This window comes from Tunturibacter psychrotolerans (assembly GCF_040359615.1).
GTDB classification, from domain to species: Bacteria; Acidobacteriota; Terriglobia; order Terriglobales; family Acidobacteriaceae; genus Edaphobacter; species Edaphobacter psychrotolerans.
In genome coordinates this window covers 5062243-5076676 of sequence record NZ_CP132942.1, presented here as the reverse complement: position 1 = coordinate 5076676, position 14434 = coordinate 5062243, and the positions used below count along the sequence as shown (strand labels likewise).

General features: G+C 55.4%; 7 protein-coding genes. 2 read left to right on the top strand and 5 right to left on the bottom strand.

Features of this window, described 5'->3' with window-relative positions; genetic code table 11:
• Positions 1-72 precede the first annotated feature (72 nt).
• Positions 73-1818: a tetratricopeptide repeat protein gene (locus RBB77_RS21400; protein ID WP_353063730.1), complete on the bottom strand. Its 1746-nt coding sequence runs from the start codon at positions 1816-1818 to the stop codon at positions 73-75.
• A gap of 97 nt (positions 1819-1915) precedes the next feature.
• On the bottom strand, positions 1916-2497 hold the full coding sequence (locus RBB77_RS21395) for a hypothetical protein (RefSeq protein WP_353063729.1): 582 nt from the start codon (positions 2495-2497) through the stop codon (positions 1916-1918).
• Positions 2498-2585: 88 nt separating this feature from the next.
• On the opposite strand from RBB77_RS21395, the gene RBB77_RS21390 reads away from it, so the two are divergent.
• On the top strand, positions 2586-5102 hold the full coding sequence (locus RBB77_RS21390) for an MGH1-like glycoside hydrolase domain-containing protein (RefSeq protein WP_353063728.1): 2517 nt from the start codon (positions 2586-2588) through the stop codon (positions 5100-5102).
• 84 nt (positions 5103-5186) lie between these two features.
• On the opposite strand, the gene RBB77_RS21385 is transcribed toward RBB77_RS21390, so the two are convergent.
• The 3 genes from RBB77_RS21385 to RBB77_RS21375 all read right to left on the bottom strand — a co-directional run bounded on the left by RBB77_RS21385 (position 5187) and on the right by RBB77_RS21375 (position 10173).
• Positions 5187-6983 carry an alpha-glucosidase gene (locus RBB77_RS21385; RefSeq protein ID WP_353063727.1) on the bottom strand — a complete coding sequence of 599 codons (1797 nt, stop codon included), beginning with the start codon at positions 6981-6983 and terminating at the stop codon, positions 5187-5189.
• A 27-nt stretch (positions 6984-7010) separates the two neighbouring features.
• Positions 7011-8864 (bottom strand): glycoside hydrolase family 13 protein, encoded by a 1854-nt coding sequence (locus RBB77_RS21380; protein WP_353063726.1) that lies wholly within the window; start codon positions 8862-8864, stop codon positions 7011-7013.
• Positions 8865-8979: 115 nt separating this feature from the next.
• On the bottom strand, positions 8980-10173 hold the full coding sequence (locus RBB77_RS21375) for a GntR family transcriptional regulator (protein WP_353063725.1): 1194 nt from the start codon (positions 10171-10173) through the stop codon (positions 8980-8982).
• A gap of 511 nt (positions 10174-10684) precedes the next feature.
• On the opposite strand from RBB77_RS21375, the gene RBB77_RS21370 reads away from it, so the two are divergent.
• On the top strand, positions 10685-14434 hold the full coding sequence (locus tag RBB77_RS21370; RefSeq protein ID WP_353063724.1) for a TonB-dependent receptor: 3750 nt from the start codon (positions 10685-10687) through the stop codon (positions 14432-14434).

The window sequence follows — 14434 nt, the reverse complement described above, 5'->3', positions numbered from 1 at the left end:
GGTTGAAAAGAGTGTTGTAAGCGGCTTACGCGCGGGAGAGAGCTTATATGTCGGCGGATGAGAGTGCTGCCTCTATGGATGAGCGGAAGGAGCATCGGCAGGTGAGGCGGTGTTTGCGATGAGCTTCTTGGCTTTTTGTCGTTCGAGGGCGGCATCGGCGCTTCTTCCCTGCCTGTCGAGAGCTTCGGCTAAAGCGGAGTGAGCTTCGCTGTAGTTTGGGTCAGCGTCTACGGCGGTTTGCAACTGTGCGATTGCCTCTGCAATTTGACCTTGTTTTAGAAGGGCTTTGCCACTATCGAGCGCGAAGTTGGCGCGCTGGCGGCTGACAGCGACGCGGCTGAGAGTGGCGGCTTTTTTTCGTTCGGCTACGGCGCCCTCTGTGTCTCCCTGCTGGCTGAGGACTGCAGCAAGGCTGATGTGCGGGCTGGGCTGGTTAGGTAATAGGTCGATGGCTCGTCGTATCGCGGCGGCGGCCTTTTGTGGATCGTCGTTGTTCTTATAGACATTGCCGAGGAGGGCCCAGGCATCGCCGTTATCGGGACGTAGAGTGGTGGCCTTTTCGAGTTCAACCTGGGAGTCCGCGAAGCGTCCGAGTTGGAGATAGAGAACGCCAAGCGTGTATGGCGGATCGGGTAGGTTCGGATCGAGTTCTTCTGCGCGTTGGAACTCTGGCACCGCTGCGGTCGGGTTGTCTTTTAGCTTTAGCGCCAGCCCAAGATCGTAATGTAGGTGTGAGTTGTCAGGTTCGACAAGGAGGCCCGCACGAAACTGCTCAATGGCGTGGTCGAGATCGCTCTGCTGAAGGTAAGCGACGCCGAGGTCCTGAAGCAGGGTCGCATTCTGCGCGTACAGCGCGAGGGCGCGAAGGTAGAAGACAATCGCACCCTTTGCGTCACCCGTCTGCACGAGCGCGAGTCCGAGATTCGTAAGTGCGGCCGAGTCCTGAGGGCGTGCCGACACGACCTGTTTGAAGAGAGGTAGAGCTTCGCGGGGGTTGTCATTGGCTTGCAGGGTAAGGGCGAGTTCGTATTGGATGTCCGTCGATGCAGGGTCGACCGCCAATGCTTGTCGCAACACTGTGAGGGCGGCCTCTTCCTGATCGTTTGCGCGAAGGGCGCGGCCAAGCTGTAGTACATACTCGACATTTTCTTTGGCGAGCCCGTTCGCTTTCGTGAGTTCGCTAACGGCGGATGCGGGGTTGCCTTGATTCAAAGAGACTGAGCCGAGGTGATAGTGGGCGGATGCCAGCGATGGGTCTAGTGAGATAGCACGTTGGAAGTGAGCGGTGGCATCAGTGTAGTTCTGCTGTTGCGCAAGGATAGTCCCCAGACTATCGTGCAAAGCTGCACTGTCGGGTGCGCCGGCCAGAGCTGCCTCCAATTGCTTTTGAGCTGCTGCTGGCTCTCCCGTTGCGGCGAGCGCGGCGGCGTAGGCGATGGAAGCCTGCGGCGTGAGCGCCTGCGTTGCGTCGACTTTCGTTCTATCTAGGAGCTGAAACATCAGCACCGATTTCTGATATTGGTGTAGTTGAGAGTAGGTAATCGCCAGGTTGAGGGTGGCGTCCGAATTCTGCGGGGCTAGTCTGTGCGCCAATTCGAGTTGATCCGCGGCGTATGCAAGATCTCCTTCAGCAAGCAGGACGGTTCCGAAGGCACTGTGCCCGGCGGCAACTTCAGGGGCTAGTTTGACCACCTTTGCAAACTGTATGTGCGCGGAAAGAAGGTCATTTTGAAGATAGGCTGCGGATCCAGCACGGAACGCGTCCTCGGCTTCCTTCACTCTGTCGGATGTGGCGGTTGGTGCCGGAACTTCCGGCATAGAGGCAGTCTGTGCGAAAGCAGGGGGGATTATCGCTAATAAGCTGAAGATCAGAAGCGAACGTGTCTGGAAGAGTTGCATCTCAGCCCGATTCTAATCATGGATGAAGGGAAGTGGTGTTGTTCGTTTCGAGGGACCGGGCGAAGTCGATATAGTCGCGACCTACGTAGAGTCGGTATCCGGTGCCGTTGGGCGCGGGAAGTACCTGAAGGGGAGTGGGCCGGTGGAGGGTGGCGTCCTTGGTTGAATGGATGGAGAAGAGATCGTGGCCTCCGATGTCCATGACGACGAAGGTATTGCCGGCGATGAAGCCGCAGCCGTATGCGCCTGGCGGAAGCCGATGCCCTTCGATGTCGAGGGACGCCTCAGTGATCAGATAGGCTTGATATTTTTCCTGGACCGAGCTTGAGTAGCCTGAGGTGTCCACGAGGGTAACAAGAAGCAGTGTGTCTTTATTGAACTGCACTCCGCTTGAGTTTCGCGCTTGAATGGGTGCGCTCTGACCGCGGAAAAAGACTGTCGCGGGCAGGAACTTCGCCGCTTCTGACGCAGGCAAAGCTCTCGGTTCATTCGCAGTAGCTGGATCGCTCTGGTATGAGCTGACAGCGGGAGATGCTTCGGGCAAAGAGAGAATCGCAAGAGTAAACAAAAGGATGGAGCGCAACGGTGCATGAAGCATGATCGGCCTCTTTATCAGTGGCATCGTACTTGGTTCGGAGGGAACACAGCAACATGTAGACTGGTGATCTTTTGAAGATGGAGGCTCTATGCGGGCTGCTTTTTCTGTAGTCGTAATGCTTGCCGGAGTAGCGGCCGCTCAGACAGGGATATTGCGGCCGGTCGATGCTTTTCCAATCAGGGAAGATAGTTTGGCGATCCGACGTCACGTTGAGGCGGGTAAGCCTTTCACTGTTGCCGGGACGCGCGGCGCGATGCCCGGGCAACAGGAGGGAACGTTTGAGGCATGGTTGCTGCCTGTAAAGCTGCTTAGCCACTTCGCCATTCGGGCCGATGTGGAGGGGTATTCGGTGCCGATCGACCTAAATGCTGATGCGGCGGAGATCGAGGTGTTTCCTGACCATACGATGATCACGTATTCGCACATTGCGTTTACGGTGAGGCAGATTATGTTTGCCCCGGATGATGCGGAGGATGGTACAGGTGCGGTGGTGTTGTTTCAGGTTGATTCGACCCGACCGGTGGATTTGACCTTCAGCTTTACGCCCGAAATACGGCCGATGTGGCCACAGCGAAGTCAGGGACTTCCATCAGCGGAGTGGGTGAAGCAAGGGAGCGGGGGATTCTATGTGCTCCATACGGATTTTCCCGATCTTGCGGGGGCTGTAGCGATACCGAATTCGCAACCGGGAATATTGGCTCCGTATCAGGAGAAGCCACGGTTTTATCCGCTGGAACTGAAATTGCATTATGACCCTAAACGAGATACGAATCGCTACTTTCCTCTGTTGATGGCGGTGGGGAACACGGTGGAGACTGCGACCAACGCCACTCTGCAAGGGAAACTGGATCGCCTGAACGCGGAATTGCCGCAAATATACGCGAAGCATGCGGAACGATATGGGCAGATGCGAGATAGCCTGACCGCGATTCGCACTCCGGATGCTGGACTGAACGACGACTTTGCATGGGGTGAAGTGTCGATTGAGCAACTGAGGGCGAAGGCGCAACCGAGTGGGGAGATTGGGTTGGTTGCTGGGTACTATTCATCTGGCGATTCAGCGCGGCCAGGATTTGGTTGGTACTTTGGGCGCGATAGCTTGTATACGCTCTATGCGGTGAATGGATTTGGAGATTTCGGGCTGACTCGTGCAGAGCTTGAGTTCCTGATGAAGAGGCAGCGCGACGATGGGAAGATCATGCACGAATACCCGCAGACCGCGGCGTATTTTGATTGGAAAGACTTTTCGTATGCGTATGCTGCTGCGGATTCGACGCCGTTGTTTTTGACCACGATGCTGGACTACCTGCGGACGAGCGGCGATGTTGATTTTCTTCGGCAACATCGAGAGGCAGTTGAAAGAGCGTGGCACTTTGAGACGACCCATGACACCGATGGCGATGGCATTTATGACAATTCGCAGGGGACGGGTTGGGTGGAGAGCTGGCCGTTAGGGATGCCGCATCAGGAGATCTATCTTGCGCTGCTCGATCAGCAGGCTTCGATTGCGATGTCAAAGCTTGCAGAGTTGTTGAGCGATAAGACCACGGCGGATGCCGCGAGTGCGCGTGCTGTGGACCTGTCGAAGAAGATTGAGGCTGAATATTACGATTCTGCACGGCAAGAGTATGCCTTCAGTAGAAATATTGATGGGACTCTTGATCGCACAGCCACAGTTTATCCGTCGATTGCTTGGTGGAATGGTGGCCAGGGGTTGGCGCATCCACAGGCGAGTTTTCGACGGTGGGCGTCGCATGATTTTGCGACGGACTGGGGGTTGCGCGATGTGGCAGAAAGCGAACCTGTGTACGATCCGATCAGTTATCACCAAGGATCGGTGTGGCCACTGTTTACCGGGTGGGCTTCGGTGGCGGAGTACAGAGCGGGGCACGCGCTGGCCGGCTATGCGCATTTGATGCAGAACGCGGATTTGACTACTGCTCAGGATTTGGGTGCGGTGACGGAGTTGTTGTCGGGCGCGTTCTTCCAGCCTTTTGGTCGGAGTACCAGTCATCAGCTCTGGTCTTCGGCGATGGTGATTACTCCGGCTTTGCGGGGTTTGTTTGGCGTAGAGGTGGATGGGCTTTCGAGTTCGATCTATCTTGATCCGCATCTTCCAGCCGATTGGAACTCCGCTACTGTCGTGAGGCTTCATGTGGGTGCGTCTCTGTGCTCGCTCGAGTATCAGCGTCAGGGCAAAGATCTTGTTGTTAAGATTGCGACCATCTCGGGTCCTACTATCAGGCTGAATAGCTTGGTCAAGGACTCGCGAGTTACATATGGAGGGTCGTCGATCATTTTGGCGTTGCCGCCAGTTGAAGTTGCAGTGCCTCACGGGCTGCCGTCACCTGGTGCGCGCACCTCGCAGATGAAGGTGCTTAGCGAGACGGCGGGGCCACATTCACTAAAACTCGAATTGGAGGGTGAGGCAGGATCTTCGGTTGAGCTAAAGGTTCGGCGGAATGAACCGAAGCTCTCACTTCACGCCGAAGGTGGCACGATTATGAGTGCTGCGACCGGATCTAATTCTGGTCTTGAGCAGCTAGTTGTGAAGTTTGCGGAAGGCACCGGCTACCAGCAGCAATTCGTCACGCTGAGTTGGTAGCTTTCAAATGTTGAGCGTAGTGATGCTCTACTCGATGATGGCGTCGCAGCCGCAGCGCATATAGCTAGTTGCGTGACCTCATCTCTATTGGACCTCTGCAATCCAGGTTGCGTAGGGTGCGAGGGTGATTGGTCTGGTGAGAGGTGCGCTGGTGAGGGAAGGGTCGTTGGTTTCGAGTGTTTGGGTTGCGCCCTTGATTAGGCCTAGCGCGGTGTAGTCGTACTTCACGGTTTGGGGTTTGCCCGAGAAGTTTAGCGCTACCAGGACGGAGGGTTTGCCAGCGGGACCTTTGCGAAGGTAGGAGACGACGTTTTCGTTCGGGTCGAGCATCTGCATGCTCCCTTCATAGAGGGCGGTGTTGGTGCGGCGTAGCTCGAGGAGGCGCTTGTACCAGTTGAGCATGGAGTCGTGGTCGGGAGACTCGACGGCGACATTGACGGATTTGTAGTCGGACGCGACGGGAAGCCAGGTGGTATTGGAGGTGCTGAAGCCTGCGTTCTTCGAGTCGTCCCATTGCATGGGAGTGCGTTCGCCGTCGCGGCCCTTTTGTTTTGGCCAGCCCGTGATGCCTTCGGGATCGCGGACGTCTTCGATTCGAGTGGGTGTGGAGGTGACCATGCCGATTTCGTCGCCGTAGTACATCTGCGGCGTGGCGCGCGAGGTGAGAAGCAGGGCAGCCATCATGCGGGCGATGCGTGCCTTCATCGCTGGATCGTTGACGCCGATGCCGTAGCGATCCCAGATGCGGTCCTGATCGTGGTTGCCGAAGAAGAAGTATGGCTGGCCGTGGGCTGGATTGTTCTCGACTTCGTCGAGAAGCTGGCGAAATTTAGGAGCGTTGAGTTCGTTGACGTCGGCTACCTGGAAGTCCATCGGCAGTTGGACCTCGTCGTTGTTCTTGCCGTACATCTTGGAGAGCTCGAAGATGTTGGGCTCGTCGGCTTCGCTGATGAGGACAGGGTTGCCGGGGTATTCGTCGATGACTTTGCGCATCTCGCGCAGCATGTCATGAACTTCGGGCAGGTTGTCGGTGTACTTGTGCTGGATGTTGGGGTCGCCGAATGCGTTGAGGCCGGGCTGGATGGGATCGTCGTGCAGGTTGGGATCTTCGAAGAGGCGCGAGACGGCGTCGACGCGGAAGCCGTTGACACCTTTGTTCATCCAGAAGCGAAGGACGTCCATCATGGCTTTCACGACTTCCGGATTACGCCAGTTGAGGTCTGGCTGCTGAACGTAGAAGTGGTGGTAGAAGTACTGCTTCGTTGCGGGGTCCCACTCCCATGCGGAGTGGCCGAACCAACTCTGCCAGTTGTTTGGTGGAATCGGTTTGCCGTCGGCGGTGTAGCCTTTGGGGTCGCGCCAGATGTACCAGTCGCGTTTGGGGTTGTCGCGAGAGGAGCGCGACTCTTTGAACCATGCGCTTTGGTCGGAGGTGTGGTTGGGTACGTAGTCCATGATGACGCGGATGTTGCGGCGCTTGGCCTCCGCAGTCAGGTGTTCGAAGTCTGCCATGGTGCCGTATTGCGGATCGATGGCTGTGTAGTCGGCGATGTCGTAGCCGAAATCGATCTGGGGCGAGGGGTACATGGGGGTGATCCAGATGGCGTCGATACCGAGTTGCTTGATGTAGTCGAGGCGCGAGGTGATGCCTTTGATGTCGCCGATGCCGTCGCCGTCGGTGTCCTGAAAGCTGCGCGGGTAGATCTCGTAGATGACGCCGTGCTTCCACCATGGATCGGCGGCGGTGTTCTTTTGATCGACTGCAGGTGGGACGTGCGTTGCAGTCTGCGCCCACGCGCCCGGCATGAGACTACCGAGCGCGATCACTGTGCAGAGGAGATAGTTCGTAATAGAGGACGTGAGAAACCGCTTTTCGTTCACGAGCGTCTCCTTCTGTCGTAACTGTTGCTATTTGATGGAGCCGATCTGTCCAATCCACGACGCGTACGGCGGCAGGGTTATGTTTTTCAGGCTGGTCGTTCCTTGCAGCGAAGGCGCGTCGGTGAGCAGCGTGTTGACTGCGCTGCCTGTAACGTTCGCCTGTTTGGCGTTGAGTGAAATGGTCTGCGGCTGCGCGGTGAAGTTCATCGCCACGATGACTGAGGGGTGGCCGTCGACTCCTGCGCGAATGTAGGAGAGGACGGAGGGGTTGCTCTCGTCGATCATGATTTGCTCGCCGTCGCGCAGCGTGGGGTCAGTCATACGCATTGCGATCAGCTTCTTATGCCAGTTCAGGAGCGAGTTGGGATCGGCTTCCTCGGTCTTGACGTTGACGGTTTTGTAGTTCGACGCGACGGGGAGCCAAGTATTGGACGCGTCGCTGAAGCCTGCGTCTTTAGAGCTGTCCCATTGCATTGGGGTGCGCTCGCCGTCGCGGCCTTTTTCTTGTGGCCAGCCAGTGATGCCGATGGGATCCTTGACGTCTTCGCGCCTTGTGGGCGTGGAGGTGACCATGCCGAGCTCCTCACCTTCCCACATGAGAGCGGTAGCGCGGCTGGTGAAGAGAATGGTGGCGAGGATGCGCGCGATCTCCTGATTGTGAACGCCGTCTCCGTAGCGCTCCCAGGAACGGACGTTGTCATGGTTGTCAAAGACGAAGAGGGGTTGTGAGCCATTGATCTGGGTCTCAGCTTCATCAATGAGCTTGCGGAAACGCGGGGCGTCGAGTTTGTCGTGGTCGCCATGGAATCCGACCAGCATGTCCATGGGGAGTTGCAATTCATCGTGCTTGGCGCCCCCGTACCAATCATTGAGCGACGCTGTGTTGGGAAGATAGGTTTCGCCAATGAGGACGCGGTCGCCGGGGTACGTTTCTATCATGGCGCGCATGCGGCGGATGACGTCGTGAACCTGGGGTAGGTTGCTGGTATAGATGTCCTTGAGATTGGGATCACCCTGGGCGTTGATGCCGCCGACTTCGGGTTCATCGCGGAGTTGGGGGTCTTCAAAGAGAGTGGGGATGGCGTCGAGACGGAAGCCGGCTACGCCACGGTCGAGCCAGAAACGCATCGCGTCGAAGCAGGCTTTTTCGACGGCGGGGTTGCTCCAGTTGAGGTCGGGCTGCTGTTTGTAAAACTTGTGGTAGTAGAACTGGTGGACGGCCGGGACCCACTCCCACGCAGAGCCGCCAAAGCCGGATTCCCAGTTGTTCGGTGGTACGCGGCCTTCGTGTTCGAAGCGTTTTTGATAAGCGGTGACGTTGGGGCCGTTGGCGGGGATGCCGTCGTTCCAGACGTACCAGTCATGCTTGGGATTGGTGCGGGAGCTGGCTGAGTCGATGAACCACTGGTGCTTGTCCGAGGTGTGATTGAGGACCATGTCCAGGATGACGCGAATGTTTCGCTGCTTGCCCTCGGCGATGAGGTGGTTCATATCGGCAACGGTGCCGTACTTTGGGTCTACCGACTGGTAGTCGGAGATGTCGTAGCCGAAGTCGACCTGAGGTGAGGGGTACATGGGCGCAATCCAGATGGCGTCGACACCTAGACTCTTGAGGTAGTCGAGGCGTTGGGTGATTCCGTTGAGGTCGCCGATGCCGTCGCCGTTGGAGTCCTGAAAGCTGCGGGGATAGATCTCGTAGACGACGGCGTGTTTCCACCAGGGGCCATCGTCGTGATGGGAAGCGACGGTTGTTGCCTGTTGCTCCTGGCCACGTAGGCCTCCGGAGTTCCATGAAACGGCGGCTGCCAGTATCGCGAGGGCGGCAAGGTGACGCAACCAGGTAAGAGATGGTGCGTTGCGATGGCTTTTATTGTTGGTCAAGTTGCGCCTCCCGGAGTTCGCAACACTATAGCATTTGGCATGCGGGTTCGGACTGATGGTCATAGCGTTAAGGTTACGACCTAACTCGGCGGAAACAGGTTTGATTGCGTGGAATCTAAGTGAGTTTGTGGGCCGATGATGGATGAGTTCCGCATGAGCTGCGAAGCACTGTCTTCGTCTGCAGGAGGATGTCGCGTGTGGGGAGATCGGGTTTCTCCAGCCGTTGGAGCATTGTCACGAGCGCCATGGAACCAATGTCGCCGCAGTTTTGATGCTGGGTAGTGAGAGGAACCGGCAGAAGGCTAGCGTATTTCACGTCATCGATTCCAACGATGCGAATGTCTTCCGGGACACGAACTCCGCGAGTTGCGAGACCCTGCATGATCCGAGCTGCAGTGATGTCGTTGGCACAGACGATTGCGTCAGGACGGCAGTCTCTGAGCACGCTCTGAAGGAAGTGAAGATCCTCTGGATCGCCGATGCATACAAGGTCTTGCTGCTGGGTGAGTCGGCGAGCGAAAAGAGCTTCGCGATAGCCGGCGATTCGTCCGTGAACGGTTGAGGCAGAGAGACGCCTGGCGACAAAGGCGATGCGTTTGGCTCCATGAAGGATGAGGTGCTGCGTGATGAGAAAACCCGCACTGCGATTGTCGATCCCGACGAGGTCATACTTTGAACGAAGTGGATATGGCGCGTAGCACCGGTCGAGAAGCACAACCGGGATGCCTGCGCGATCAAACGCGGATGCGATTCGCCGGTTTACGATGTCTTTTTCCGGCGTGAATTCCAGCGGTGCGAAGAAGACTCCTGAGACCTTTTGCGCGATGTACTTGTGGCAGAGTTGCTCTGCTTCCTTTTGCTGTTGAGCTAACTCGCCCATGGAATGTCCCCACAGGAGAGAGTGTGACTTGGAGAGAGGCGATCGCATCATGCCGTTGCAGATAGGCTCGAAGATCTCGGTTCTGCCAAGATCGGGAATCAGTAAACCAAAGACGTGATCGGTGGAAGAAACAGGGGTGAGGACGTGGGTACCTGAGCCGGGGTGGCGTGATACGAGGCCTTGCAGCTGTAGTTCTCGTACTGCTTTCGCTACCGTGATGCGTGAGGTGTTGTAGCGTTTTCCGAGTTCGGCTTCGCTCGGAAGGCGATCTCCTCTGCGGAGAGTGCCAATTTTTATTGCCGAATGGAGGTCCTCGTAAACCAGTCGATATTTCGGCGTATCAGCCGCCTTTTTCTTATTCTCTGAGCGAATTTCTGGGTTGCTCGCTCCCGGCCTAGCCTCTGAGCGAGGGGTCTGGCTACTCTTCATACAATCCATCCCGAGGAAATTCGTCCAAGGATTTGTTGTTAATGTATAGACAAAGATATTCCCAGATAAGCCGGAACTTTACTAGCCAATCAGCCCGTGGTCAACCTTTTGGTTGATATTTTGTTGCATCCGATGGTCTTCTGGGCTGTCGGCTCCATAGGCGTAAATGGTTATTCACTCATTAGCTTGGCGGGTGATCGATCTTAAATCAAGTGATTTGTTTTCGGATAAATGGTCGGACCAATTATCCTTCTTTTGTCCCGATTCTTGTATCTCCGATCGGATTGTCAATAACTTGCAAAAATCTACCAAGCAAATTGTTGACATGTGGTGAACCTCTCGGTTATTTTCGGGCGATTCAAAAAGTGCGGATCATGTCGCGTTCTAGCGGGATGAGGACTAAGGGCTCGGTTAGGAACGTAGAAAGCGTTTGACTATCGGCGGAGTTCGGGCAGCGCTAACAAAATGATTGCCACAGCTACCGAATGCAGCACCTTTTTGGAGGTTCGTTATGAGATTTGTGACGCGCGTAACGGTGGGTTTGCTATTCGCCGTGTGTCTTCTGGCATTCTCGCCAGTTGCGTATGGCCAGGCGGTCTATGGCTCAATCTTTGGGTCGGTCGTTGACACAACAGGTGCCGCGGTTCCTGGCGCGACAGTTACCGTCACCGACTCGGCAAAGGGAACGTCGGTCACTGCGACGTCCAACGCGAGCGGCGAATTCACTATTGAACATCTCATTCCAGACCTTTACGACGTTACTGTAGCCGCACAAGGTTTTAAAGGGTTTGAGCAAAAAGGCATCCAGCTTTTTGCAGATACCTCGACCAAAGTTGTCGCTTCGATGACGGTGGGTGGATCCGATCAGACTGTTGAAGTCGATGCAGATTCGGTTCCGCAGTTGAAAACAGATCGTGCTGATGTGTCGACGATCTTTGGCACGAAGGACATTAGTGATCTGCCAGTAGGTCAGCGTAACTTTACTAACCTTCAATTGCTGCTGCCCGGTGCGCAGCTGCTTGGTTGGAGCCATGCGCCTGACGAAAACCCACAAGGAAGCGCCCAGATTCAGGTGGATGGACAGGCCTTCGGTGGCGTGGCTTTCATGCTGGATGGAACGGATAACCAAGATCCGATTCTTGGAATTATCGTCGTGAATCCAAATCTGGATTCTCTCTCAGAGACGAAGATCACAACGCAAAATTTCGATGCGGAGTTTGGCAAGGCAGTTTCCTCGGTTGTAACTGCGCAGACGAAATCCGGCTCGAATAAATTCCATGGCTCGGCCTTTGACTATCGCATCAGTACTGCAAACCTTGCGAAGGACCCCTACACTCAATTTCCGGCGGCGGGAGGGCAGGCAGGAAGTTCTATACCTCCAGGGCTCAAGAATCTGTTCGGGGGTTCGATTGGCGGCCCGATTTGGAAGGATAAATTTTTCTTCTTTGGCGACTATCAAGGAGCGCGTCAGAAAGTAGGAACCACTTCTTCTACCATCGTTCCGACTTCGCTGGTTACCTCGTCCTGCTTGAGCGGGAATGGATGCAATTTTAGCGAATTCAATAACCCAGCTCTAAAGCTGAATTATCCCGTCTACCATCAGACTGCTCAAGGGGTCGTGGAGTATCAAGGCGACATCATTCCCCAAAGCGATCTGTCTACTCCTGCGTTGAACTACATCAAGGCGATTTCTCAATTTGCTCCGAACAAGATTGGAGCTAGTGGTTTGCTTGATACCTATGTCCAGGGTGGAACGGGTATCTTCAACAGCGATCAGTGGGATGTGCGCCTTGACGGGCAGATTACACAGAAGGCGCATGCGTTCGTCCGGTTCAGCCGGTTCACCGATACTCTGACGGGGACCCTGCTTCTTGGAGCGGCGGGCGGTCCGGGATTCGGGCTGGGTGGCTATGGCGGCAATTCCGCCGGTGCAAATGACAGCGTGGCCAGTGGTATGGACATAGCAGTCAACTCGACTTTGGTGACCGATTTCCGTCTCGGATACTATCGCTATAACATCAACGACCAGAAGTTCGACGCCGGAACGACAGCGGCTGCTGACCTTGGATTCGGCGGTCTGAATACGGCGGACCCGATTACCAGCGGGCTTCCAGGCTTCCAGATCAATACATTCAATACCAACACCCAGACTGAGTGGGGTGCCGGTCTCAACATCAATCGCTGCAATTGTCCGTTGATTGAGAAAGAAGACCAGTATCAGATTGTTAACAACTGGACGAAGACGATACGCAACCACGCGGTGAAGTTCGGTGTTGATCTGCGCTATGCGCGCAATCTTCGCGTACCGAGCGACGTGGATCGGACTGGATTGTTCAATTTCAACGGAAATGCCACTGCTCCGGCGGACGGCTCTACCCCCGGTCTAGGCATTGCGTCCTTTGTAAAGGGGGACGTCAACACCTTCAATCGGTACGTCAGTACTTCAACCAACGCGAAGGAGTTCCAGAAGCGCACGTTCTTCTACGCACAGGATACTTGGCGAGCGACACCAAAGCTTACGCTCAACTTAGGAGTGCGGTACGAGCTGTACTTCCCTGAAGTGGTCAATGGAGACGGCAATGGCGCGTTGCTGGACCTCACGACAGGCTATCTGCACGTAGCGGGAGTTGGCAATGTGCCAACTAACATGGGGTGGGCAGCTGGGAAGAATACCTGGAATCCGCGTGTTGGATTAGCGTACCAAGCGACGGATAAAACCGTTGTGCGTGCTGGTTATGGTCGAAGCTTTGACCTCGGGGTATTCGGCTCGATCTTTGGCCACGTTGTTACTCAGAATCTTCCAGTTCTTGCAAACCAGGCGATCACAGCGTCAGGATCGAACGCTTCGAGCTATGCCAAACCTTTCGATCTTGCAACTGGACCAGTGCCGAATCAAACGGTCACGGTTCCCTCCAACGGGCTTCTTCCCAATCCTGGCTCTTTAGTAAATACCAAGGCACGTCCTAATCCGTTGAAGCTGCCAACGCTCGACGCATGGAATTTGAGCGTTCAGCAATCTATTACTCCTACCTTATCGTTGACTATGGCCTACGTCGGCAACAAGGGAACGAACACGTTAAGTGCGGGCGATACCAATAACACGAATCCTAATGAGCCAGGGATTTTCCTTCCTGCTTCAGACAGCGTGACGGGTACTCCGCTTCACTACGATCCGAATGGCGGTCAGTGCTGGCCGGCTGGGCCATTTTGTACAGTAGCTGGACAGGTTGGTCCCGTACTTCCCAACGTGCCCGCAATTCAAAAAGTGATCAACCCTGCAACAGGCGCGGTATCTACGCAGAAGTTCCTAGAACGCTATTACGGGGGGGGGCTTCCGGCCTGCCAGGATCCAAACTATTCTCAGCCTACCGGCGAAGCTCTTGCTCCAGGGGCTTGTGGATGGAATCAACCGATTACCTATTACGGAGACAACCAGAATACTCATTTCAATGCGTTGCAGGTAACAGTCGCCAAACAGATCTCTCGTGGGCTGTCGTTTACGGCGAATTACGCATGGCAGCGTGGATTCAACTACAACAACAGTTACGCTACGTGGTTGAAAGCGGCTGCTTATGGCCGCGACGATTCGATTCGTGAACAACAGTTTGTGATCTATGGTCTTTACGAGCTACCGGTAGGTCGCAATAAGCTCTTGCTTTCTCACTCATCACGACTAGTGGATGAGATTGTTGGAGGATGGCAGCTGAGTCCTGTTCTAAACATCTCAAGCGGTCTTCCCTATAGCCTCTCCATGTCAAACTGCGCTTCCTCTGTTGGAGGAACTGGGATAGGAGATAACAGCGGTCACCCAACGGCGGCTCCCTGCTATCCAAACGGAAACCCGGGCGGCTTCAATCCGAAGCAGGGTTCTTTCAACCCGGTCACTCACTCCAGGCCATACTTCCCAGGCTTCGCCGCTCTCTGCCCGGCGACGGGGTCCTCTTCTGGAGGGTTTACCTGCCCTGCTCTCGATCAGATCGGGAACACCGGACGCAATAGCAACTTTGGCCCGCATTTCTTCAATACCGATCTGGCAGTGCAGAAGACCTTCCCGATTAAAGAGAGCATCGCTGCAGTGTTTCGCATGGATGCGTTCAATGTATTCAACTACATTAGCTCTGGCACCCCGAATGGCAACTCTAACAGTCTCAACATCGATAGCCCCGCTAACATCACCAATGGTATCGGAGGTAACGGTATAGGACCTGTTGGAGCTTCGAGTCCGCGTCAACTTGCGTTTACCGCTAGAGTAACGTTCTAG

Excerpts from the sequence above, each read along its gene's own strand:
- RBB77_RS21400 (WP_353063730.1), bottom strand. The coding sequence starts at position 1,818 with ATGCCGGAAGTTCCGGCACCAACCGCCACATCCGACAGAGTGAAGGAA.
- RBB77_RS21395 (WP_353063729.1), bottom strand. The coding sequence starts at position 2,497 with ATGCTTCATGCACCGTTGCGCTCCATCCTTTTGTTTACTCTTGCGATT.
- RBB77_RS21390 (WP_353063728.1), top strand. The coding sequence starts at position 2,586 with ATGCGGGCTGCTTTTTCTGTAGTCGTAATGCTTGCCGGAGTAGCGGCC.
- RBB77_RS21375 (WP_353063725.1), bottom strand. The coding sequence starts at position 10,173 with ATGAAGAGTAGCCAGACCCCTCGCTCAGAGGCTAGGCCGGGAGCGAGC.
- RBB77_RS21370 (WP_353063724.1), top strand. The coding sequence starts at position 10,685 with ATGAGATTTGTGACGCGCGTAACGGTGGGTTTGCTATTCGCCGTGTGT.